Here is a 24,101-nt window from a genome sequence, read left to right as displayed (position 1 = left end):
TAGGGTTAATTAACCAAACAGATGGTAAACCTTTGCCGCGTTCTGTGCTTGGTGGATCTGCGACATCTCGTCGACTATCGCCTGACGCTCCCCCGTCGCCGCCTCCAGAAGCTGTTTATACACCCCCAGCAACTCCTCAAGGTTGTCGCGCAACGCGGCCTCGTCCACCGAAGCTTCACTCAAGACGTCTTCCATGCAGGAACGGCAAGCCAGGTCCAATTCGCCAATGGCTTCCCAGTTGCGCTCGGCCAATGCATCGACCAGGGCGTCCCGGGTCTGTTCGATTCGCTGCAATACAAGACTCATGGTGATCTCCTTAAAACTGGGGAGCAGGTGCGCCAATAGCATCCCAACCGTCTTTCACCGTGCGAAGCAAATCGGCAACTTCGTCGAGGATTTTTGGATCGGTCTTAATATTGGCTTCCGCCAGACGCTTCATCATGTAAGCGTAGAGGTTATCCAGCTCACCTACGGATTCAGCCTGGTTTTCCAGGTCCAGACCTTCACGCAGACCACCGATGATGCCGATGGCCTTGCCGATCAGCACACCTTTGTTCGAAATATCCTTACGCTCCATCGCACCTTTGGCCTGGGCGATACGGTCCAGGCCACCTTCCATCAGCATCTGCACCAGGCGATGTGGACTGGCTTCGGAAGTCTGCGCCTGAGCGCCAATCTTCTGGTATTGGCGAAGGGCTAACATTGGATTCATGTTGTACCTCATCAGAATTCTGTGGTTCGTATAAACAATGTATCGACGACGCGTCAAAAAACTTTAGATTCAAAAACAAAAAGCCCGGAGCGTGAAAACGCTGCCGGGCTTTTGGCACTCTGAGTGTTACGAGTTCTTCTGCTGCGCGGTCATGGCTTCGAATATCGAGGTGATGTTACTGGCGGTGGCCTTCAACTTGCCGACCAGGGTGTCCATGTCGTTGTACTTTTTGGTCAATACCGCGGTCAAGGTCTCGATTCGGCGATCCAGGGCGGCCTGATCATTGGTCAACTTGGTCTTTGTCTTGTTCAGGCTTGTTGTGCGCTGATCCAGAATACCGCCGGTATCGGAGAACGGCGCGATAGCCTTCTGCATGCGCGCCAGCAAACCATTGTCACTGCCAGTGTCGCCAACAAACAGCTTCTGGACTTCACCACCCAGCTTCTTGTCGTTCATGGCACTGGTGAACTTAGTGCTGTCGAAGTTGAGGGCACCGGTTTTCTGGTCGGTGGTGATACCCAGCTGAGCCAGAACAGTCAGTTTGTCGCCCGCACCGGTTTCCGATAGCGGACCGCGCATGGCCGACAGAATCGAACGCGGCAACGCGTCGCCGGTCAATGCAGCCGCAACAGTGGGATTGCCGTCATCGTCGAGCGAAGGCTTGGTCAATGCTGTGATGCCGTTGGCCAGAGCATTGTAGGCATCGACGAACTTCTGGATCGAAGCCTTCAGACCATCATTGTTGCTGGCCACGGTGACGGTCGACGTACCGGCTGCCACCAAGTTTAAGGTCAGCCCGGAAACGGCCTGGTCTACGGTATTGCTCTTGCTGGTCAGCTCCATGCCATCGATGGAGAATTTAGCATCAATGGCCGTAGCACCGATCGAACCGGCCGAGGTGGCAGTCATTGCCGGACCGCCGCTGGCGCCAACGACATTGCTGCCATCGATGGTCAGTTCCGAAATACCGCTGACGGAAATGTCGGAGCCCGCACCCGTCGTGGTCGAGCCAAGCACCAGGCGCGAACCAAAAGAGTCGGTGATGATGTTGGCACTGATACCTGCGCCCTTGAGCGAGGCATCGGCATTGATCGAGTCACGAACCGATTGCAGCGTCGCCCCGGCCTCGATGTCGAGGTTGTAGGTGCTGGAGCCCTGCTTGATGCTCAACGTACCCGCAGTGATCGGGCTGGTCGTACCGCCGGCGAACGCCGCACTGGTGACTTTCGAAGATGTAGCCAGATTGTCCACTTTCACGACGTAGGTGCCGTTTACCGCCGAGTTACTGGCAGTGGCGCCGACGATCTTCACATCGGAGGAAGTGGCTGCAAAACCCGGAAATTGCGGGGTAGTCGTGCTGCCCAGCCCCTTCATGGCCGTATTGAAGGCAGCCATCAACGACTTCAAGGTCCCGATACCGGAGATACTCGCGGTGTTGGTCGCAGTCCCACGATCGATCTGACCTTGCTTGGCCGCTTTGTCAGCGTCCACCAAGGCTTTGACGATAGCGCCGGTGTTAAGGCCGGAGCCTAGACCCGTGCCTGGTAGAATCGGACTTGCCATGTAGAACTCCCTTCAGTGTTTCGCCGGCCTTTTGACCACTACAACGCCCAAAAGAACATAGCAACAAAATTCGTGCCAGCTGTCAGACTTTTGCGCTGAACAACAGGCTGCTTGCATCATTCAAACTGTTCGCCAGCTTGAGGACTTCTTCGTTGGGGATTTGACGAATCACCTCACCGGAGTCACTGGCAATCACTTTGACCACTACTTTTCCTGAAGGCTCGTCAATCGAGAACTCCAGGTTGCGCTTGACTGACTGAACGAACTTTTCGATTTCCTGAACGGCCATCTTCAGTTTTTCCTGCTCGGTCTTGTCGCTTTTACCTCCTTCCTTGACGGCAACCACTGGCGCAGTTTCCGCTAGAGGCTTTTCCGCAGACTGATCGGCAACAGTCGTCGCCTGCTTGGCCGCAGGATAAGACAAGTTCAGCTTGACGCTCATATCCATGTCCATCACCTCTTAAAGTAAAAAGCGAGAGAGCGCGACAAGCGCACTCCCCCGCCAAAACTTATCAACTATTACTGAAGCAGTTTCAGTACAGCGGATGGCAGTTGGTTGGCTTGGGCCAGAACTGCGGTGGACGCTTGTTGCAGCGTTTGTTGCTTGGTCAGCTGTGCAGTTTCAGCAGCGAAGTCGGTATCTTGTACGCGACCCAGTGCAGCAGCGGCGTTTTCGTTGATGTTCTGCAAGTTGGAGATGGTGCTGGTCAGACGGTTTTGTGCAGCACCGAGGTCGGCACGAGTGGAGTTGATGGTCGACAGAGCAGCATCGATCGCATTCAACGCAGCAGCGGTGCTGGCTTCTGCGGTGGCGCCATCGGTACCGGTGATGGCAATAGCGTCACTATCAACGGCCAGTGTTACGGCGTCGGTGCCGGCAGCCAGAGAGATGGTGATCTGGTTAGTCGCGCCAGTGTTGGAACCGACCTGGAAAGTCATGGTGCCGGCAGTGCCGTCGATCAGGTTCTTGCCGTTCAGGTTGGTCGACTTGGCGATACGAGTCAGCTCGTCCGACATCGAAGCGAATTCTTTGTTCAGAGCAGCACGGTCAGCAGTGCCGTTGGAGTCGTTTCGCGATTGAACAGCCAGCTCACGCATACGCTGCAGAATGTTGGTCTGTTCCTGCATCGCGCCTTCAGCGGTCTGAGCGATCGAGATACCGTCGTTGGCGTTTTTGATCGCCATGGTCTGACCACGGATCTGCGAAGTCATACGGGTAGCGATTTGCAGGCCGGCGGCGTCGTCTTTAGCGCTGTTGATTTTCAGGCCGGAAGACAGGCGAGTCATCGACGTCGACAGAGCGTCGGAAGCGCGGTTCAGGTTTTTCTGAACGTTCAACGATGTGACGTTGGTGTTTACTGTTAAAGCCATGACGAATTCCTCGTTGGTTGGGTACTGCGGCTTCCGGCCCTGGCAACCGCCGGGTATGGCCTAGAGAACCTTCGTAATAGTTATCGTCGGGATTGGAACTTGCTTTAGGGGATTTTGAAAAAAATTTGCCATCACGTTGCCACCCCCCGTAATACAAGGACTTGGCAGCGTGAGAGCAGCGAAAGAAATGACGTCAGAGAAATGCCGGTGACGAAAATGGCGAAAACTCGCCTGCACCGGCAGAAGAGAAATTGTTTAAATGGACAGACTGTCGCGCAGCAACTGGACCAGCTCATATTCCAGGTAGTCCGCCAGCGCCAACCAGTTCTGGGTCTCCTGACACTCAAGCATCTGGCCGAGCAACAGCACCCACTGCTGCTGAATATCCTGCGGCGTCAGATCAAAGGACGGCTGCACCGCTCCGATCAATTCGATCATCGCCAGCCCTGCTTCTACTTCACGCCCCAACCGAAACAATGCCGCACATTGTTCTGAGTCGACGACAAAGGATTCAAACCCGCTCATGACGCCAACTCCGGGTGAAAAGCCGTACCGGCGATCATCGCCCCTGCCCGACTGCTGTTATAGAAGCGCACCTGAGGATGCCCGGCGATAAATCGCTCCAGCTCACACAGATAGCTGCGGAAATTGAGCTGGGTTTTGATGCGTTGACCGTGACCATCGAGCACCCAGTGTTTGGCCGCACCCAGTTGCGGGCCGAGGTCGCCATCGTTCCAGCCGGCATGGGTCTTGTCATTGGGGAAGGCGAAGTCGGCACCGAACAGGGTGATCTGCGTTGCGCCCATCTTCACCGCAAGGTCCACCGCTGGGTGAATCACGCTGCCGCCGACATACAGCTCGCCCTTGGGCCATTGTCTACGCAGCTGTTGGTAGATCGGGCTGGCGGAGTAACCGGTATACCGCGGCCCTTGCCAGGCCGCCAGCACCTGAGGGTCGACCATAGGCATGTACGCCAGGGTAATGTCGGCCGTACCCTCTGGTGGCAGATGCCGGCCCGAAATACGCTGGTCGATGCTGACCACCACGTCCGGGCGAATACCATGATTGAGCAGTGGCCGGTAGGCGGTATCGACACAAATGAACAACGGTCGCACCGCCTGCTCACGAATCGCCCGCAAGCGCTCGAAGTGCAGCTCAAGACTCGGGCCCGTGGCAATGACGAACGCTTCCTGCCCGACACAGGAACCGAACAACTCGGCCACATCGCTATCGGCTTGCACAAGCTCCAGACTCGCTTGCAAGCGCTCGACGATGTCCGGGGCCTGAGGGTCGAATTCACGGTTATTGAACGCCAGGTGAGTTTCGCTGATCAGACGATCGCGGATCTTGGCATTGAAGTCATCGGCCAGTACCAGTTCGGATGGCAATGCAAAGAACGGCAGCTGGATTTCCGCCAGATCGCCGGCATACAGCAACTCGACTCGCGGATCGCTGAGCCACTGCTGTTGATCGAGCAGTTGCAGCACCAACGCAAACACCGCGCCATTGAGGATGTGCACGTACACGCGCTCAAGCCCGGCGCGCGCCAGCAACTCCAGTTGCAGATCGCCAAGCCCGGTGCCGTAGACATGCACCACCGGATGGTCGATGGGCAGGCTGTCGGCCTGAAGCCTGGCCTCGCGGGTGCGGTCGTGGCGACTGGTCAGCTGGATGCCGTTGATGCTCAACGTCGAGCCCAGGCCTTCGACCAGATCGGCCTGCAACAGGCTCGTGGCTTCAACCGGTAAGCGCGCCGACAGCTGCGGCCAGCGGCGCTGTATGACCTCGGCGTTGCGCTCAAAGAACTCGCTCATGAAGCCTCGCTTTTCATTCGGGCAAAAAAATAGCGCTCAAGGTTACACCTTGAACGCTATTTTTTGTGCCTGGCTTTCTTTGACTAAAGAGCCTGATTCAAGGGCGATAGATGATCGCCGACCCCCAGGACAGCCCCACCCCGAAACCACTCAGCGCCACGCGCTTCCACTTCGAGTCCAGCACGTGTTTTTCCAGCAGCAGCGGAATGCTCGACGATACGGTATTACCGGTCTCGACCATGTCCTTGATGAACTTCTCTGGCTCACCCTCGAAACGCCGCGCCACGGCATCGACAATCGCCGCGCTGCCCTGGTGAATGCAGAAGGCATCGATATCGTCAGCCGTCAGGCCCGAATCTGCGAGCAGCTCATGCAAATGCGCCGGCACTTTGAGCAGCGCAAAGTTGAAGACCTGACGGCCGTTCATGAAGAACACCCCGTCGGAAACCTTCAGGTGCGGCGCGCCGGAACCGTCGGTGCCGAACTTGGCCTTGCCCAGCTGCCAGGGGGCGTCTTCGCCCATCCAGGTGGCGGTGGCGGCATCGCCGAAAAGCATGGTGGTGTTGCGGTCTTCCGGGTCGACGATCTTGGAGTACGGATCGGCGGTCACCAGCAGGCCATTCTTCAGGCCCGCAGCTTCCATGAAGCCCTTGATGGCGTAAATGCCATAGACGTAACCGGAGCAGCCCAGGGAAATATCGAACGCGGCCACGGTCGTCGGCAGGCCCAGTTTGTCCTGAACGATGGCGGCGGTGTGCGGCAGGCCTTCTTCGTCGCCGTTCTGGGTCACGACGATCAGCACATCGATAGCTTCACGCTTCAATTCGGGATTGTTGGCAAACAGCGCGTTGACCGCTTCGACACACAGGTCCGACGTTTCTTGCCCGGCGTCTTTGCGCGGCAGGAAAGCCGAACCGATCTTGCCCAGGATGAACTCTTCATCCTTTTCGAATTTTGCACCTTGTGCGTAATTGTCCACGCCGGCTACAGGAACGTAGCTCGCAATGCTCTTTATGCCAATCATTACGGCTTCCCAATAATAAACAGCCCAATACCACCGCTCGCAAGGAATCGAGGGGCGCCGACAAACAACGATAACGTCGCCCTCAAGGGGGTGACAGCGGGAAGAGTAAAAGGCCATCACTGAGTCAAAAAACAGACCAGGCGCCCTCTCCCCTATTTATACAATACAGTGAAGATGCGCGTAATGACTCGCAGGTCACGCTATTTTGCCGAATCAACCCAACAACAGGTTATTCGACCAATGACCAGTCCAGCGGCGTTCCGCGCTTGATGGCCTGGCGGGCGCGGCGGCCCAGAAGGGTTTCAGCGTGTTTGGGGGCCAGCCCCAAGCCCGGACGGATGGCCCGCAGATTGGCGACGGTGAAAGGCTCTCCGGCGGCCATGTCCTGGGTGACATACAGCGACCGGCGGTACACCAGGGATTTGCGCTCGGCCTCGGTCACGCCGTAATGCACCTGGCCCATCGCCTGCCAGGCGCGTTCGGTTTCAATCACCAGGCTGGCGAGTTCGGCGGGCTCCAGGGAGAAACTGGCGTCCACCCCACCGGCGGCACGGTCGAGAGTGAAATGTTTTTCCACCACCGTCGCCCCTAACGCGACGGCGGCGACAGACACCCCGACGCCCATCGAATGGTCGGACAAACCGACTTCACAGCCAAACAACTCGCGCAGATGAGGGATGGTGCGCACATTGCTGTTGGCCGGCGTCGCCGGGTACGTGCTGGTGCACTTGAGCAACACCAGGTCCTTGCAACCGGCCTCACGGGCGGCACGCACGGTTTCATCGAGTTCGGCGAGGCTGGCCATGCCGGTGGAAATAATCAGCGGCTTGCCGGTGGCCGCGACCCGCCGGATCAACGGTAGATCGGTGTTCTCGAAACTGGCGATTTTGTAGGCCGGCACATCGAAACTTTCGAGAAAGTCCACCGCGGTGTCATCAAACGGCGTGGAAAACGCCAGCATGCCCAGCTCTTTGGCCCGGGCGAAAATCGGCGCGTGCCATTCCCATGGCGTGTGGGCCTTTTCGTACAGCGCATACAGCGAAGAACCGGCCCACAGGCTGTTGGGGTCCTTGATGAAGAACTCACCTTCGGACAAGTCCAGGGTCATGGTCTGGGCGGTGTAGGTTTGCAGCTTCAAGGCATGGGCGCCGGCCTTGGCCGCGGCTTCGACGATTCGCAGCGCCACGTCCAGCGACTGGTTATGGTTACCACTCATTTCGGCAATGATGAACGGCGGCGCATCGGCACCGATCGAGCGATGGCCGATCTTGAAACGGGTCATTGTTTGGGATCCTTCAGTACGCGCGTGAACGCGCAAGCACTCTGAGTAAAACCTGCTTCGCGGAAAACCTTCAGCGAAGGCTGATTGGCCGGCAGCACCTGAGCGGTGACGGCCTCAAGTTGTGGCCAATGAGCCGTGACGAACGCTTCGCCCCGCGACAGCAGCGCCCTGCCCCAACCCAGGCCGAATCGGCCTTCGAACAGATAAATCGAGACTTCGGCCTGAGTACCGTCAAGGTCATAGCGCAGCATACCGACCGGGCCGTCATCCGCCTCGGCGATCAACAGCAGTCGCCGCGGATTGCTCAGGCTCGTGGCCAGCCAGGCCTGATGCCGTTGCCAATCGATGGCGTGGGTGTCCAGCGACCAACGCCGTACCGCTTCGGCATTACGCCCCTCGAACAACAATTGCGCATCGTCCGAAGTGGCCCGACGCACCTGCAACACCGCCCCCGCCAGCGCCGCCGCCACCCGCTGCGCCCCACGGCCATCGACCAACTGCCGCGAGCGTTCGGCCAGATTTTGACGAACGCCCTGATTGCCCACGACAAAACCGATGGCCTGGCGCAACTGCTCGACACTGACCTGCTCGCGGTTGCCCAGGAACACATGAGCTCCCGAAGTCGCCATCACCTCGCCGTTGGCCTGCTGATTATTCGAGACAGCAATGCAGATTGTCGGCAATCCCAGGGCCGCCCGCTCCCAACTGGTACCGCCACCGGCACCGATGAACAGATCGACTTCGGTCATCAGCCGGTAGAAGTCGCTGACAAAACTGTGCAGGCGCCAGTTCGGACGATAATCCACCAGACCCTGCATCTGTTCCCACGCCGGATTGTCGGCCCCCGCCACGAAATCGATTTCCAGCTCATGGAAGTCCGCCAGCGCCAACATCGCGTGGTGGGTTTGCATGGCCGCATCGAAACCGCCGAAGTTCACCAGCACGCGCCTGGCTCGAGGTTTGATCTCGATCGCCGGGCAACAGAACTCATCGCGCAGCAGGGCAAACCGTGGGCCGAGCAGGGTCTGGCAATCGGGCGTCAGCAGTGAGATGTAAGCCTCTGGGGTGCCCGACAGATTTTGATTGAGCAGCAGATCGACGCTGTATTGTCGAGTGGCCAGGTCGTCCACCGCCGCGATCCGTGGAGCCCAGCGGCGTGCGGCGGTCTGCCAATGATGGTCAAGGCCATAGTGATCGACGATGATCCAGTCGAAAGCCGGATGGCTTTCCAATGCTTGCCCCAGCGCCGCGATCTCCGCTTGCCACGGCAGCATCGACTCGATGGCCTGCTGCGGATCCTCATCTCGATAGCGCTCCGGCAGCGCAAAGGTCTCGAAACCTTCGGCTCGCAGACTGTCCAGCCGATGCCCCGGCAACAGACGACAGGCGAAGGCAACATGCGAGCCCTGCTTTCGCAACACTCTGGCCAGGGTCAGGCAGCGGGCGATATGGCCACTGCCAATGGTCGGCGACGCGTCGGCGCGGATCAGTACCCTCATTGCAACTCACCACTGGCCTTCAATGCGGCGTAAAGGTATTCGGCGCGCTTCCAGTCCTCGAGGGTGTCGATGTCCTGTACCAGGTAGCGCGGCAAAATCACCGGCAGGCTCGCCGGCGAAAACAGCACATCGCCACGCAACCAGGCCTCGCTGCGCCCCCAGTAGAACTGGCCGGCATCTTGAAAAGCGTCGGGCAAGTCCTGGGAACGGGTCTCGCGAAATTCCGGGTAGAGCGAGGTCAAGGCGCCCTGCTCGTCCAGGGTCAAGGCCCGTTGCACCGGGAAACCGAAACTGCTGACAGAGAACGCGAAAGATCTGTCCGGGTGCCACTCCAGCAACTCATACCCCTGACGCAGATAACGCGCATGCAACAACGGCGCCGTTGCGTAGACGCAGCACGCATAGTCGAACGGCGGCAATTGATTCAAGGCATGCACAATCACCGCTGCGGTCCCGGTGAAATCGTCGGCAAGCGCTGCGGGCCGCACGAACGGCACCTGAGCGCCATGGGCCAGCGCGACCTCGGCGATCTCTTCGTCGTCGGTGCTGACGATTACTTGGTCGAACAGCTTCGACTCCAGCACCGTGCGTATCGAACGGACGATCATCGGCACGCCGTCGAACGGCTTGAGGTTCTTGCGTGGGATTCGTTTGCTGCCACCGCGGGCCGGAATGATCGCAACACAGCTCAAGAGTCACTACTCCTCAAGGATCAGCCGTCGCAATTGCTCGACCACATAATCCTGTTGTTCATCGCTCAGCAGAGGAAACAGCGGCAGGCTGATGGCCTCGGCGTAATAACGTTCGGCCTGGGGGAAGTCACCTTCGGCAAAACCCAGGTCGCGATAGTACGGCTGCAAGTGCACGGGAATATAGTGCAGATTCACCCCGACACCGGCCGCTCGCAAGCCTTCGAACACCTGCCGATGACTGAGATTGATCCGCTCCGTCTGCAAGCGCACCACGTACAGATGCCACGCCGACTCGGCCTCCGGCTGTGCGCCGGGCAAGGTCAGTGGCAAGTCCGCCAGCAACCGGTCATAACGCGCCGCCAGCTCACGTCGACGCTCGATAAAGCCATCGAGCTTGTTCAGCTGTGACAGACCGAGGGCTGCTTGCAGGTCGGTGATCCGGTAATTGAAACCCAGCTCCACTTGCTGGTAGTACCAGGGGCCGTGGCTGGGTTCGGTCATCTGCGCAGGGTCACGGGTCATGCCGTGGCTGCGCAGGCGCTGCAAGCGTTCGGCCAGTTCCGGGCGATTGGTCAACACCATGCCGCCTTCGGCACTGGTGATGATCTTCACCGGGTGGAAACTGAACACCGTCATCGCCGCAAATTCGCCACAACCCACCGGGCGCCCGGCATAGGACGCGCCGACTGCGTGGGAGGCATCCTCAATCACCGTCAAACCATAGCGCTCGGCCAATTCGGCGATCATGCGCATATCGCAGCTCTGCCCGGAAAACGCCACCGCCACCAGTACTTTTGGAAGCTTGCCGTCGCGCTCGGCGATTTCAAGCTTCGACGCCAAGGCGTCGGTGTCGAGGTTCCAGGTCAGCGGATCGATGTCGACGAAATCAACGTCGGCGCCGCAGTAGCGACCGCAGTTGGCCGAGGCCAGAAAGGTGTTCGGCGTGGTCCATAACCGATCGCCCGGTCCCAGGCCCGCGGCGAGACAGGCAATGTGCAACGCCGCGGTGGCATTGCATACCGCGACCGCAAAATCGGCCTGGCAACGCTCGGCCATGGCCTGTTCGAAACGCTCGATGGTCGGCCCTTGAGTCAGCCAGTCGGACTGCAACACGGTAATCACCGCGTCGATGTCTTCCTGATCCAGGCTTTGCCGACCGTAGGGAATCATGCCGACAGCTCCGCGTGCAGGTCTGCGATCTGACCGACCGACAGGAAGTGCGGGTTGGTGTCGGAGCGGTACTCGAAATCTTCGCTCACCGGCCGGCCCTGCTCGCCCAGTTTGTCCACGGCAAAATCCACGTCGACGCTGGTGAAACGGATCGACGGCTGAATGGTGTAGTGATCATCGAACTCCAGGGTCATGCGCGCGTCGTCCAGCGGCACCATCAATTCATGGAGCTTTTCACCCGGACGAATGCCGACGTGTTTGTGCGGCAAATGTTCAGCCATGCCCTGCGCCAGATCGACGATGCGAATCGACGGGATCTTCGGCACAAACACTTCACCGCCGTGCATGCGCGCGAAGCTGTCGAGCACAAACTTCACACCGTGATCGAGGGTGATCCAGAACCGCGTCATACGCTCGTCGGTGATTGGCAGCTCCTTGGCGCCCTCGGCAATCAGCTTGCTGAAGAACGGCACCACCGAACCCCGCGAGCCGGCGACGTTACCGTAGCGCACCACGGCAAAGCGGGTCTGCTGTTCGCCGGCGATGTTGTTGGCGGCCACGAACAGTTTGTCCGACAGCAGCTTGGTCGCGCCGTACAGGTTGATCGGGCTGGCGGCCTTGTCAGTAGACAGTGCGACGACTTTTTTCACGCCGTTGTCGATGGCCGCGGCGATGATGTTTTCCGCGCCGTTGACGTTGGTGCGGATGCATTCGGTGGGGTTGTATTCCGCTGCCGGTACTTGTTTCAGGGCCGCGGCATGCACAACGTAATCGATGCCGCGCATGGCCTGACGTAAACGTTCGGCATCGCGCACATCACCGATGAAGTAACGCATGCACGGTGCATTGAACGTCTGCTGCATCTCGTACTGCTTGAGCTCATCGCGGGAAAACACCACCACACGCTTGGGCTGGTATTGCTCCAGCAGCCGACGGATGAAATTGCGTCCGAACGAGCCGGTACCGCCGGAGATGAAAATCGATTTACCGTTGAACATTGCCTTGGGTCCTTTTACCTGTCAGCCAGGCTTATGCGAGCAGCTGCGCCCAGTTCACACGGGTCGGCTCACTGAGAGTAAAGCCCTTGCCGGTCAAGGCCAGGTTCTGGTTGTAGGCGACGTCCTGAGCGAAACGGGCCTGCCACTTGTCGCGCAGAGCGGCACGGGCCTGGGTTGCCTCAGGCAGCACGCCCGGGTGCAACAGTTGCGCTTGTGGCGTCCAGACAGTGAGGTAACCGGCATCGGCGACTTTCAGGCACAGGTCGACATCAGCGAAGGCCTCGTCGAAACGCTCTTCGTCCAGGCCTCCGACCGCTTCATACAAGTCCTTGCGAATCATCAGGCACGCACCGGACACCGCCGAATAGTTCTGCTCCACTTGATGGCCATTCAGATAGCCTTTGGCGTCTTTACGCTCACCGATAAACGCCGAGTCAATATCGCCATTCAAACCCAGGACCAACCCGGCCAGGGTGGTGACGCCACGAGTGTCCATCAATTTGGCGCCAACGATGCCGACTTCCGGACGCTGAGCCTGATTGAGCAGGGCGTCGAGCCAGTTGGCATTGATCACTTCGGACTCTGCCGACAGCAACACCAGGTAGTCCCCTTTGGCCTCGGCGCAGGCAAAATTATTCAGCGCCGAGGCACTCAGGCGCTGACCGCTGCGCACGACACGAATGCGATCGCCTTTGCCCTCAAGGCTGCTCAGCCATTCGGCCAATTCCGGCGATTGGCTGTGGTTGTCGACAATCAGCACTTCGTGACGCTGGTAGCGGGTGCGTTGCAGTACGCTGACCAATGCACGTTGCAGGTGTTCCAGGTTGTCCTGGCTCTGGAGGATGATCGACACCATCGGTCGCTGAGCGTGCTGATAGTCGATCTGCCAGGTCTGCGGCAGCGTCGAGCTGACCTGGCCGCGATACCCACGATTGCTCAGATGACGGCTCAGGACCTGACGTTCCTGAGCATTTTCTTCAGTGGCCGGCGCGTTGCAGATCAGCAAGGGTTCGGCCAGATGAGCCAGACCACCGAGACCGCCGTCTTCGATCAGACGCAGCAACAGGTCAAACTCCAGGGCCTGGGTGTACTCGGTCGAGAAGCCTCTGGCCTGAGCCAACACGTCACGCTGGATCAACCAATGCCGCGCCATCAGTGACGGCACGGTTTGCAGCAGGTCGAGGTTGACGCCAGGGCGGAACACATCCGCCAGAGAACCGTTGGCCTGACGCTGAATTTCATCCATCGCCACCGCACGCACACCCTCGGCGCCGATCAGCTCAAGGCTGGCGCGCAGCAACCCGCTTGGGGTCAACTGGTCCCCGGCCTCGGCCAGCAGCAGCCAGTCGACAGACCATTGGGCGACGATCTGGTTGATGCGCTCGACGTAGTTGGCAGTGGTGACTTTGACGAAGTGCACGGTGTCGCGCACGGACGTGGTCGCCGGCATGTCGCCGGTAGTGAAGACCACTACCTTGAAGGCCCTGCAGTGGCCGTTAACCAGGCTGTCGAAGGTTGCCTGCAACTTGACCATGTCGGCGTCCAGGTCCAGCAACAGAATGCCGAATTGTGGGCCACCATTGTGCCTGGCCAGATGTTTGGAGATCGCTGAAAGTTGAGCAGTATCGGGACTGCGCGCTTCAATCCAGTCGAGCAAACGCCCGGACGGCATGTTCTGAAACAGTGTGCGGTCATCCTGCCCCGGGAACGAATCCAGACGTGTGGCCCATGCTTGAAGCTTGAGCTTCTCGTCCTGGTCCTCGCTGCCTTCGAGCGACTCGATCAGGCGCTTGACCACCGACCGGTTGAACCGGTTAAGACTCAGTGCCTCCCACAAACGGGCGCGGATGGTGCGGTCGTTGTCGTTAGGTTGAATTCGCATCAGCTCGTGCTGCTTGAGCAAGATGCCTTCCAGTTCCTTAAGTTGCAGGCGACCGGCGGGCATCGCGTGCAGCAGGAATTCGAACTCGGTCAGCAGGTCGAACATCGGTTTGTTGTAGAACGGCATTTCGACGAACTGCTCGGGGCCGAACGAGCGAACCGGCTCGCGCCCCACCTCGATCCAGGTCGAACGGAAGATCAGGGTAGCTCTGAGCGAACGACCTTCGAGCAGGCAGTCGGCCATGGCGGTAAAACTGTCCAGAACAATCTGTTTGACCCGGGCCGGGTCGCTGTCACTGTCGCTGAACTGCGTCGGGATCGAGGCCAGGAATTGCGCAAACTGCTCGCGGTCGGCGACGGTTTTCGCATCTTTGTACGTCAGCACGGTCAACACATTGGTTTGGTGATCCGAGGCGCCATAATTCGCCTCACGCACCGCGTAGGGAATCGGCAAGATCCGCGCCTTGGAACACGCCAGCAGGTAGAACGCGTGGCCGATTTCCTGCCACTCGAAACTGGTGCCGGGAGGCAACAGGCTGTACCACTGTTGCAGCAGGTCCGTGCGGGTCACCGCATAGAACGGCGGCAGGAACTGGCCCATGAATTCCATTACCCGACCTTCAGGCTGCTCTGAGTTGTAATCCTCTTGCACCCTCTGGTCGCGGCGGTAGTAGTTCACTTCGGTGGCACGGGCCAGGTACATCATCCCGTAGCCATGGCACAGGCCATAGTCAGGGTTGGCTTCAAGAAACTCCACCGACTCGGTCAGGGCGCCATGCAACAGGAAGTCGTCATCGGCAGCAAACACCATGTACGGCGTGGTGACCTGATTGACGCCGTAAGTGAGTTTTTCCTGCAGCCCCTGATAGGTGTATTGCGGCAAGTGGCGATAGTCGACTGACGGGAAGTCCCGGGCCATGTGCTCATCGCCCTCAACGGACGAGTCCAGAACCAGAATCGTACAGGGATAGTGACTGTAGTACTGCAAAGTACGCCGCAGGAACGCGTTTCGGTTGTGGGAAATCACCACCACCGTGAACCGCTCGCTCAGCGGCGCAACGTTGTTTTGAGCACTGTTTTGAACCTGCATCTTTCCATCCCCACAACCGGCCAATCGCCAAGAACCTGAAACCACTTTTTATTAACGAACGCGGCGCAGATAACCATCCGGCGCTACGGTGATCAGCAGCTTGTTTTGCAGTTGCCGATCGATTTCGAAATCCTGGTTTTCTTCCAGGTACTTCCACACCGCGGTCTTCGGGTTATCGCCCGGGCCCCAAGGACGATCCGGGAAAAAATCGGCCGGCATGTCTTCAACCACGGTGTCCATGACCACGCAGTAGCTGTCCACCGAAACCAGTGGTGCATACAGACGCAACTCTTCGAGTACGTGATCGTGGGTGTGGTTGGAGTCCAGCACCAGAATGACTTTCTTGCCTTCGGCCGCGGCGCGTACCTGGGCAGCGGTTGCAGGATCGATGCTCGAACCTTCGATCATGGAAATGCGCTTGCTCATCGGGTGGTTTTCGATGGCTTCGCGGTTGTGCGCACGAATGTCGAGATCGATACCCAGCACTTCACCGTGGCCTTGCAGCTCCAGCAAGGATGCGTAGTAGATGATCGAACCGCCGTGGGCGATGCCGCACTCGATGACCAGATCAGGTTTGACCTGCCAGATGATCTCCTGCATTGCCATCATGTCTTGGGGCAGCTGAATGATTGGGCGGCCCATCCACGAGAAGTGGTAGCTGTATTTGTGCCTGGCCGATTCGTTGAAGAAATCCCGGGCCAGGCCCGTGAGTTTCTGGTTGTCACCCTGTTGGGCGATCTGTTCCTGGCATTCGGCTTCGAAGGCTTTATTGATGCTGTAGTCGGTCATTTCAGAATCTCAATAGTCACTGGAACGAAGCGCTGTCGACGGCGTGATAGACGTAGCGTCCACCGGTCATCCGCTTGATTTCTTCGAGGTAGTTGGAGTTCATCACAAACAGGTTGGCGCCTTCGGGCAAGGCATCCATGGCCTCTTGCTGTGAGGACACCCGCACGCCGCTCAGAGGTAGATAACGCCCCTGTTTGGCCGGATTGATATCCACCACGCGATCCACCGCCACGCCCGCTCGTTGCAGGAACAGCGAATAAATCACGCCTTTGGACGACGCGCCCCAGATCGCCGAACCTTGCTCAGGCGCCGCTTGAATGATCTGCACCGCACGGTCGAGGCTGGCGGTGAAATGTTCCGGCAGCGTCAGCAACGACGGTGTCTCGACCGGCATGCGGCGCAACGTCGACAGATCCGCAACGATGTACAGGTACTGACCACCGAAAAGGTGCCCCGCCTCGTGCACCGTTCCGAACATTGCGCGCAAATCCGCAAGACGGAAGTAATTCACGTGTTCGTAGAAAACATCGAACCAGGCGTTGTGCTCGACAATCCAGTCGAAGCACGGCACTTCGATGTAAATCTGCCCACCATGGTTGGCACGGGCAATTTCAGCCAGGAAGCTGACCGGGTCGCTGATATGTTCCAGCACGTGGCGCAGGACGATCGCTTCGGCGGCCAGCCCCAGTTCCTGGGTGAAAGGGGCTTTGATCACTTCGGCATTGTCACCTTCATAGGAAGGGTCGATCCCGGTGATGGCATAGCCGAGCCCCCGAAGCATTTCCAGGAAGTAGCCTTTGCCGCAGCCGACTTCAATCAGGCTTTTATTCTTGAAATGACGTGCCAGGATTACTTCGACATCATTCAGGTGCTGCTGAAATTGCGCCGAATGGGCCTGTTCGTTTTGATAGTCGGCGTCATAGCTGAGTTTGCTTGCGTCAAATGCCTGGTTGAAGATGAGCCCGCTCCGGCTGTCCTGCACCAGCACAATATCCGCACTGCCCGACACCTGAGCCTGTTCAGCGCTGGCAAACGTGCGGTTCTGCAGAACCGGCAGCCCGGACGCTCGATAGAGTTCATGCTGCATGCTCTTCTCCCGTCAGTTGCGAAATCCGCTGGGCAACACCCCAAAATGCCATGGGTTCATGGACGGAATAACCGTAGTGCCCAAGATTCAGGACGATGGAGGATTGGCGCTCGCGCACACGCTGCTCAACCAGCGCCCGCACGGACACCGGTTGGCCGCTGCAACAGTTGATCACGCCATCGACATCGCGACGGGCAATGAGTGATGCAAGCCGGGAAGCGGCCTGCCTGATGTCCAGGTAGTCACGCAACTGGTCGCCCTTCGACATATTGAACTGCGTGTCACCGGCGTCGATGGCCCGGTCGAGACTGGCCAACAAGCTGTTGGGGTTCTGTCCCTCGCCATGCAGATAGAACAGCCGTACCCACTGCAATGTGAACGCGCGCTCACGCTGCAAGGCTTCGAGGAATAGGCGCAACGTGTGTTTGGCCAGGCCATAGGGGGTGCAGGGCTGTGCGGCCATCGCCTCACTTAACGGGCCACTTTGCAGCCCATACTCAAAACAGGTTCCAGTGACCAGCACCTGGCTGACACCGGCCTCGATCACCCGCTTGAGAAACGCGTAATCCAGTGGCAGGTTTCGCTCGAAATGGAACAGTGCCTGGTAGTTCGGCAGGCCGGCCCACGCCAGATGCGCAATAGCATCCATACCATCGGCCAGGCTTTCCACGTCTAGATCCGGTGCGTGGATATCCGCGGCGACATACTCCACTTCATCGGACCACGGCATCGCGCGCGCAGCTTCGATATTTCGAGAAACCGCACGGACCTTGAAACCTTTGGCGAGCAAGGCGCTGATCAGATGCCGGCCGACAAAACCGGTGGCGCCAGTAACCAGCACTGTCATGGGGTGCCCCGTCACAGTTCGACACCGCTGAAGTCTTTGTCCAGCAGAGGATGGCACGCATCTTTGGCCGACAGGTTCTTGACGGGCAATGGCCAAGGGATCGACAACGCAGGATCTGTGACCGACAGGCCTGCTTCATGATCCGGCGCGTAGTCCGCGTCTGTCAGATAGAGCACTTCCGAGTCGTCGGTCAGGGATTGAAAACCATGAGCAAAGCCCGCCGGGATCAGCAAACTGCGCCCATCGTCGGCCTGCAACTCTTCGGCGTGCCACTGCAAATACGTCGGTGACTGGGGCCGCAGATCCACCACCACGTCCCACACCGCACCACGTATGCAGGTGATCAGCTTGGACTCTGCATAGCCGGTTTTTTGATAGTGCAGGCCACGCACACTGCCCTTTTCGACCGTACGTGAATGGTTGATCTGACGGATGGCAAACGGGCGGCCCTGCAATGTCAGACGGCTCTGGCAAAACAGCCGGGCAAACCGGCCTCGATCATCGCAGAACACTTTTTGCTGGATCAGATACAACCCATCCAGCGCCAGCGTCTGGAGCGTGAACTCAGTCATGACCGTTCCCTGTAGAAATTCAATTGGCACAAAGTCATCGTGCGCATGTCGTCACCGTTCTGCCACGCCAGATGCCAATCGAGGGTCTGGGTCAGGCACTGCTGCAACGACCAGCGTGGTTGCCAGCCAAGCACCTGACGAGCGCGACTGCTGTCCAGGCGCAGCAAGCCTGCTTCGTGCAAATCACTGGGTTCGATGCGCAATCCACGTGCTTGCGGCCAGCGGTTGGCGAGCAACTCGACCACGTCTCCGACGCTGCACATGTCGGCTTCGCTCGGGCCGAAGTTCCATGCACCGGCAAACTCAGGGCCTTGTTCGTAGAGACCGGCAGCCAGTTGCAGATAACCAGCCAGCGGCTCCAGCGCGTGTTGCCATGGGCGCACGGCGTGCGGGTAGCGCAGGGTCACCGGTTCGTCGACCGACCAGGCTTTGAGTACATCGGGAATCAGGCGCTCCGGGGCAAAGTCGCCACCCCCCAGTACGTTGCCGGCACGGGCAGTGGCCAACGCCAGGCCGTGCTCGGCATACTTTTCGGCGGGGAAAAACGACGCGGCATAAGACTGGGCCAGCAACTCGCAGCAAGCCTTGCTGCTGCTGTACGGATCGTGACCACCGAGCGCTTCGTCCTCGCGGTAGGGCCACAGCCATTCCTTGTTGGCGTAGACCTTGTCGGTGGTCACCAGCACACAGGCACGCACGCCACCAACCTGACGGATCGCTTCGAGCAGGTTGAGCGTGCCCATGACATTGCTGGAATAGGTGCCCAGCGGGTCGCGATAGCCTTCGCGCACCAGCGGCTGGGCCGCCAGGTGCAGGACGATTTGCGGCTGCGTCTCGGCGATCAGTTCCAGCAGGGCACCGAGGTCACGCAGATCGCCGCGTTGGTCATTGATGCCTTCGTGCACCCGCGCCAGTTCGAACAGACTCGGCTCAGTGGACGGGTCGAGGGCAAAACCGCTGACCTCGGCACCGAGGCTTTGCAGCCACAGAGTCAGCCAACTGCCCTTGAAACCGGTGTGCCCGGTGACCAGCACCCGTTTGCCGCACCAGAATTGCGGGCTCAGTCCCATTGTTTCCATGGGGCCTCCCCGCTCTGCCACAGTGCTTCGAGGTGGTTCTTGTCGCGCAGGGTATCCATCGGTTGCCAGAAGCCCGAGTGCTCGAAGGCACGCAATTGCTCAAGCTCGGCCAGACGCATCAGCGGCTCCGCTTCCCAACTGGTCGCATCACCCGCGATGTAGGGCAGTACCTGCGGTGACAGAACAAAAAATCCACCATTGATCCAGCCGCCATCACCGCGCGGTTTTTCAGTAAACCCCAAAACCTGGTCACCCATGCGTTGCAGGGCGCCATAACGACCTGGCGGTTGCACAGCGGTAACGGTGGCCAACTTGCCGTGGGCCTCGTGAAATTTCACCAGCGCACTGATGTCGACGTCGCAGACGCCATCGCCATAGGTGAAGCAAAAGGCTTTTTCATCTTTCAGATAGGGCGCCGTGCGCAACAGACGGCCACCGGTCATGGTTTCCTCGCCAGTGTCGATGAGGGTGACGCTCCACGGCTCGCTATAGTTCTGGTGAACATCCATGCGGTTATTGCGCATGTCGAAAGTGACGTCGGAGGTGTGCAGGAAGTAGTTGGCGAAGAAGTCCTTGATCGCGTATCCCTTGTAGCCAAGGCAAATCACGAAGTCATGAATTCCGTGGGCGGAGTACTGTTTCATGATGTGCCAAAGAATTGGCTTGCCGCCGATCTCGATCATCGGCTTGGGCTTGAGGTGCGACTCTTCGCTGATGCGCGTACCGAGACCACCTGCCAGAATTACTGCCTTCATCGCTGTCCTCTTGCTCTTCGCACGGCGCGGCAGCCCCTCGGGGGGTCGGCGAACCGTCAGATGCACATCATTTACCCGCAGCCACTGGGCCACTCACGCCCTTGGCAGTGAAGGTTTTATGGCGATATATGGGGGACTTGCAGGAAGTGAGCCAATTGCGCAGGACAAAAAAGATCGTCCGAACGCGGCTCGAGCCTTCGGCCTACATCCCTGTCGAAGCCTGCGATCTTTTGATGTTTAGAGCTAATAACAGAATCAGTCCGGCAACCAACCCCACAGCCAGTGGTTCAAGTTATCGCCCCGCAGCATGAAGTCCCGATGAACCGCTTCGCGCAGTTCATCACCCATGCGGTAACTGGCGTCCGGGTCGGCCAGGTGCATGCGAATCGCCTGCCGCCATTCGTCCGTGCTGTTACTGAAGACTCTGGTGCACGGCAAGTGGCCGCGATAGGCCTCGGTGTCAGTGCAGATCACCGGGTATCCGCAGGCGCCGTACTCCAGCAATCGCAGGTTGCTTTTGCAATCGTTGAAGATGTGGAACTCCAGCGGAGCCAGTGCCAGATCGAGGTTCAGGCTCGCCAGTTTGAACGGGTAACTTTGCAAGCCGATAGCGGAATGAAACTCGTGAACATACGGGCGCAAGGCGTCGGGGCACATGCCGAAGAACACCCACTCGACTTCGTCCGCCAGCTCGCGCACCACCTCGGCAATGATCTCCAGGTCCCCGGTGTGACTGGTGCCACCACCCCAACCAACGCGCGGCTTGCTGGAGGTGCGGCGACGACTGGTCAGCGTGGCCCAAGGGTCCGGCGACAGCATGTTCGGCACCACGCGAATGTCGTTGTGCATGCTCGACAAGGCATCGGCCAATGGTTGGGTAGTGACTACCAAGCGATCGCACAGGCCGATGCCTTCGCGCAGCATCTGTTCGATGTTCACCGGTTTGTTGCGGGCGTGAGCGTTTTTCTTCGGTGCGCTAACAATGTAGTCGTCGAGTTCGAAAACCCGCAGGGCGCTGGAATACTTTTTCATCCGCAGAATATCGCCGGCCGAGCCTTCGCTGTAACGCCCTTGCAGGACGATGGTGTCCGGGGACAGACGCTCGATTTCCACGATCGACGGCGACTCATGGGCCACCCGTGCAATCACTCGTCCAGTGGCTTCGAGTTCCGTCAGCGGTGCGATCACCCGGTAGTGACCGACGGCAGTGCTATTGACCGGAAGACCGAGAATCAACGGCAATGCACGGGTGCAGAACGGGTTCCAGTTGTTGCGCAACGAAGGCTCCAGGCTGAAGCTGGAAACCCCGAGGCTCAGTGCCGGACTGTAGGCCGGATCCCTGGCGATCTTCGGCAGCCATTTATGATAAAAGGCGTCCTGTTCACGCTCGCACAATTGCAGCGTCGACTCCTCGCCTTCCGGGGCCAGCACCACGCTGGAGTACGGCGTCCAGACCACCAGGTAGCCGTTATCGTTCGCCCGCAGGCATAAATCGACATCGCTGAGGCTGTGGGTAAACGTCATCTCATCGAGCTGCCCCAGACTATCGAAAACTTCCTTGCGAACCATCAGGCAGCGGTCACTGACCGCGCTCCAGTTCTGGGTCACGTGCAACCGCTGCATGTAGCCGCGAGAGTCGGCAGCCTCACCGGCAAATGGCGAACCGACCGACCCCGCCAACCCGAGGATCAACCCGGCGCTGACGATCGCACCCTGCGGACTGAGAATCCGGGCACCGACCACCCCCACTTCGGGACGCTGTGCGTGGTTGAGCAATTCGTCCAGCCAATCGCTGTCGCAGATCAACATCTGAGGACTGAGCAGCAGCAAGTATTCGCCATGAGCCAGGCTCGCGGCGAAGTTGCGGATCGCTGCGTCGTTGGCGTCACCGGCGTAACGAATCACCCGCAGCATCGCGGCCCCCAGCTGCGTCATGGCAACCAACCAGTCGAGCATCGCCGGGTCGTCAGTGCCGCTGTCGACGATCAGGATTTCGTACCGGGTGTAAGCCGTGCGCTCGATCAAACCTTCGGTGCAACGCTGCAAGGCGTAAAGCGAATCACCGGTCTGGATGATGATCGATACCAGCGGACGCGTCTCATGCCGGTAATCGATGCGATTAATCAGTGGCAGTTCTTCGTGACGGACAGCGTGCGCCACACCGATACGGTCCAGGTGCGCACCGATCATGCCAGCGTTGTTTTCGATGACTTCGGGTAATGACAGCCAGTCGGAAAAGGCCAGGCTCGACTCCACCTGAATTTCCGCGATGTGCTCGATGGTCTGCGGACCGACCTCTTCCACCAGACGCCACATCAGGTCATGGGGGGCCAGCTCGCCGTGAGCCGGGTCAAACCCGCCCAGCGCCATGAAGTGCTGACGTTCGAAGGCCAGGGCTCGGCCGACGTAAGGGTAGGCGCGCATCAGGTCGAGGTTGAAATCGGGCTTGAACACCGGGTCGATCGACTCGCCGTCGACCAGCGCACCCTCATCGCTGTAGACACAGAGGAGCCCCGCAGAACCGGCAATGCGCTCTGCCAGAATCAGCAGAGCGGATTCACGCAAGGTGTCACCAGCGCGCAGCAGGTAAAACCAGTGGGCGCCTTCCAGTTGCGGGACCACGGCATTGAGCTGTTGCGCCCAGTTCGACTGGAACGGCAACTGAACGATTCGATCATCGGCATCACAGTGCGCATCGGACAGCACCACCACCGCCTGAGGCGCATACAGCTGAGCACTGATGCTCTGCAATGTGGATTTCAACGCTGCGCTGTCGGCACGGCTGTCAATGATGATCGGCACGATCTGCGGGCGGAATGCCCAGCTGTCGATGCACGCTGGCATGAGCCGCTGCTCGACTGCCGAGAACCTGCGTATCGCCAGCCATTGGCGATAGAAGTCGGCGTAACTCTCGCTCTCCCCACCTACTCGACCATTGACCACTGTGCTGCGGTTGCCGAGGATGCGCGTCACATACAATTCTTCCCAGGCGTGGGGTTGATCAGTGACTTTGCTCAGGTCGATATAGCGAACCCAGCCCGATGCCGGCGCCGATTCGCCACTGCGTACCGCAAGCATCTGCGCCAGCCAGCTCCACTCGAGCGCCGCAGCCTTGAGCATCTCAGGGGTTCGACTCAGTCGCTCCGGATACAGCCGCTCGGTGCTCAACACGGTGTTCAGTGACACCAGGTTAGCGCGGCGCATCAGGCACACGAACAAGGCGAAATCGAGCATGGCGATGAACCCGGCGCCTTCCTGGATCAAGGCTGGCAACAGCTCCAGCACATCAGCGCGACGCATCAAGGCAGAGCTGAAATTGCCGAGGAAGTTCTTGGGCGTGCCCTCGAAAATCGCCAGCATATCGTCGCCCTTGAGCAACGCATCGCTTGGACAAAAGCGGCAATTATCCACCCGCGACGGCAACAGAAAATTGCCGGCGTCGCTGAGCATCCGCAGGGCAAACACCACATTCACGTCCGCGTGGTCGATCAACACCTGCGCCTGCAACGCAACGCTGGGCGCAAACAGACGATCGTCGTCGCACAACACTTTGATGAATTCGCCACCGGCTTGCTCTACGCAACGCAGCACATTCTTCTGCAACCCGAGATGTTGTGGATTGCGCAGGTAGCGAACCGGGTGAGCCGGCTCGATGAAGGCCTCGACAATGTCGCGGATCTCGTCGCCAGACGAATCGTCACAAATAACGATTTCGACGTGCTCGTAAGTCTGGGCGAGCGCACTTTCCAATGCCTGACTGAAAAAGCGCGGGTTGAAGGCAGGGATGACGATGCTGACGAGGGGGCGTTGATTCACGGCGGGAAACTCTCGAGCGGCGGGCCTCTACCCTTTCAGGCAGAGGCCCCGGAACCGCTT

The 24,101-nt window shown here is 59.1% G+C and carries 21 protein-coding genes; all 21 read right to left on the bottom strand.

Features of this window, described 5'->3' with window-relative positions; translation table 11 throughout:
- Positions 1-9: 9 nt before the first annotated feature.
- Positions 10-306 (bottom strand): flagellar protein FliT, encoded by a 297-nt coding sequence (gene fliT / locus HCU66_RS03620; protein WP_205887199.1) that lies wholly within the window; start codon positions 304-306, stop codon positions 10-12.
- Positions 307-316: 10 nt separating this feature from the next.
- Positions 317-712 carry a flagellar export chaperone FliS gene (fliS, locus tag HCU66_RS03615; protein ID WP_205887198.1) on the bottom strand — a complete coding sequence of 132 codons (396 nt, stop codon included), beginning with the start codon at positions 710-712 and terminating at the stop codon, positions 317-319.
- A 126-nt stretch (positions 713-838) separates the two neighbouring features.
- Positions 839-2,275 (bottom strand): flagellar filament capping protein FliD, encoded by a 1,437-nt coding sequence (fliD, locus tag HCU66_RS03610; protein WP_205887197.1) that lies wholly within the window; start codon positions 2,273-2,275, stop codon positions 839-841.
- An 82-nt stretch (positions 2,276-2,357) separates the two neighbouring features.
- A complete protein-coding gene (locus HCU66_RS03605; protein WP_205887196.1) occupies positions 2,358-2,723 on the bottom strand; it encodes a flagellar protein FlaG in 366 nt (121 codons plus the stop codon).
- 71 nt (positions 2,724-2,794) lie between these two features.
- Positions 2,795-3,646, bottom strand: coding sequence for a flagellin domain-containing protein (locus tag HCU66_RS03600; protein WP_205887195.1), 852 nt, complete (start codon positions 3,644-3,646; stop codon positions 2,795-2,797).
- A 255-nt stretch (positions 3,647-3,901) separates the two neighbouring features.
- Positions 3,902-4,171 (bottom strand): hypothetical protein, encoded by a 270-nt coding sequence (locus tag HCU66_RS03595; RefSeq protein WP_205887194.1) that lies wholly within the window; start codon positions 4,169-4,171, stop codon positions 3,902-3,904.
- Positions 4,168-5,460, bottom strand: a complete 1,293-nt coding sequence (locus HCU66_RS03590; protein ID WP_205887193.1) for a motility associated factor glycosyltransferase family protein — start codon at positions 5,458-5,460, stop codon at positions 4,168-4,170. The genes HCU66_RS03595 and HCU66_RS03590 overlap by 4 nt, the downstream gene beginning before the upstream one ends.
- A gap of 97 nt (positions 5,461-5,557) precedes the next feature.
- Complete coding sequence (locus tag HCU66_RS03585) at positions 5,558-6,484, bottom strand: ketoacyl-ACP synthase III (protein WP_007894181.1); 927 nt, start codon at positions 6,482-6,484, stop codon at positions 5,558-5,560.
- Between the two features lie 229 nt (positions 6,485-6,713).
- Positions 6,714-7,766: a pseudaminic acid synthase gene (gene pseI / locus HCU66_RS03580; protein ID WP_205887192.1), complete on the bottom strand. Its 1,053-nt coding sequence runs from the start codon at positions 7,764-7,766 to the stop codon at positions 6,714-6,716.
- Entirely contained in the window at positions 7,763-9,265 is a 1,503-nt protein-coding gene (gene pseG, locus HCU66_RS03575) for a UDP-2,4-diacetamido-2,4,6-trideoxy-beta-L-altropyranose hydrolase (RefSeq protein WP_205887191.1), read from the bottom strand. Before pseG ends, pseI begins: the two co-directional genes overlap by 4 nt.
- Complete coding sequence (gene pseF, locus HCU66_RS03570) at positions 9,262-9,957, bottom strand: pseudaminic acid cytidylyltransferase (protein WP_205887190.1); 696 nt, start codon at positions 9,955-9,957, stop codon at positions 9,262-9,264. The genes pseG and pseF overlap by 4 nt, the downstream gene beginning before the upstream one ends.
- 6 nt (positions 9,958-9,963) lie before the next feature.
- Positions 9,964-11,127, bottom strand: a complete 1,164-nt coding sequence (gene pseC / locus HCU66_RS03565) for a UDP-4-amino-4,6-dideoxy-N-acetyl-beta-L-altrosamine transaminase (RefSeq protein ID WP_205887189.1) — start codon at positions 11,125-11,127, stop codon at positions 9,964-9,966.
- Positions 11,124-12,125: a UDP-N-acetylglucosamine 4,6-dehydratase (inverting) gene (gene pseB / locus HCU66_RS03560; RefSeq protein ID WP_205887188.1), complete on the bottom strand. Its 1,002-nt coding sequence runs from the start codon at positions 12,123-12,125 to the stop codon at positions 11,124-11,126. Before pseB ends, pseC begins: the two co-directional genes overlap by 4 nt.
- A gap of 31 nt (positions 12,126-12,156) precedes the next feature.
- Positions 12,157-15,096: a TIGR00180 family glycosyltransferase gene (locus tag HCU66_RS03555; protein ID WP_205887187.1), complete on the bottom strand. Its 2,940-nt coding sequence runs from the start codon at positions 15,094-15,096 to the stop codon at positions 12,157-12,159.
- Positions 15,097-15,147: 51 nt separating this feature from the next.
- Entirely contained in the window at positions 15,148-15,885 is a 738-nt protein-coding gene (locus HCU66_RS03550) for a cephalosporin hydroxylase family protein (RefSeq protein WP_205887186.1), read from the bottom strand.
- 16 nt (positions 15,886-15,901) lie between these two features.
- Complete coding sequence (locus HCU66_RS03545) at positions 15,902-16,972, bottom strand: class I SAM-dependent methyltransferase (protein WP_205887185.1); 1,071 nt, start codon at positions 16,970-16,972, stop codon at positions 15,902-15,904.
- Positions 16,962-17,819 (bottom strand): NAD-dependent epimerase/dehydratase family protein, encoded by an 858-nt coding sequence (locus HCU66_RS03540; protein ID WP_205887184.1) that lies wholly within the window; start codon positions 17,817-17,819, stop codon positions 16,962-16,964. Before HCU66_RS03540 ends, HCU66_RS03545 begins: the two co-directional genes overlap by 11 nt.
- Before the next feature lie 11 nt (positions 17,820-17,830).
- A complete protein-coding gene (gene rfbC, locus HCU66_RS03535; protein WP_205887183.1) occupies positions 17,831-18,391 on the bottom strand; it encodes a dTDP-4-dehydrorhamnose 3,5-epimerase in 561 nt (186 codons plus the stop codon).
- Positions 18,388-19,470, bottom strand: a complete 1,083-nt coding sequence (gene rfbG / locus HCU66_RS03530; RefSeq protein ID WP_205887182.1) for a CDP-glucose 4,6-dehydratase — start codon at positions 19,468-19,470, stop codon at positions 18,388-18,390. Before rfbG ends, rfbC begins: the two co-directional genes overlap by 4 nt.
- Positions 19,452-20,225: a glucose-1-phosphate cytidylyltransferase gene (rfbF, locus tag HCU66_RS03525; RefSeq protein ID WP_205887181.1), complete on the bottom strand. Its 774-nt coding sequence runs from the start codon at positions 20,223-20,225 to the stop codon at positions 19,452-19,454. The genes rfbG and rfbF overlap by 19 nt, the downstream gene beginning before the upstream one ends.
- A 255-nt stretch (positions 20,226-20,480) precedes the next feature.
- Positions 20,481-24,041, bottom strand: a complete 3,561-nt coding sequence (locus HCU66_RS03520) for a glycosyltransferase (RefSeq protein WP_205887180.1) — start codon at positions 24,039-24,041, stop codon at positions 20,481-20,483.
- Positions 24,042-24,101 lie beyond the last annotated feature (60 nt).

This window comes from Pseudomonas frederiksbergensis, assembly GCF_017114915.1.
In the GTDB taxonomy this organism is placed as follows: Bacteria; Pseudomonadota; Gammaproteobacteria; order Pseudomonadales; family Pseudomonadaceae; genus Aquipseudomonas; species Aquipseudomonas frederiksbergensis_I.
This window is presented reverse-complemented; position numbering and strand designations above follow the sequence as displayed.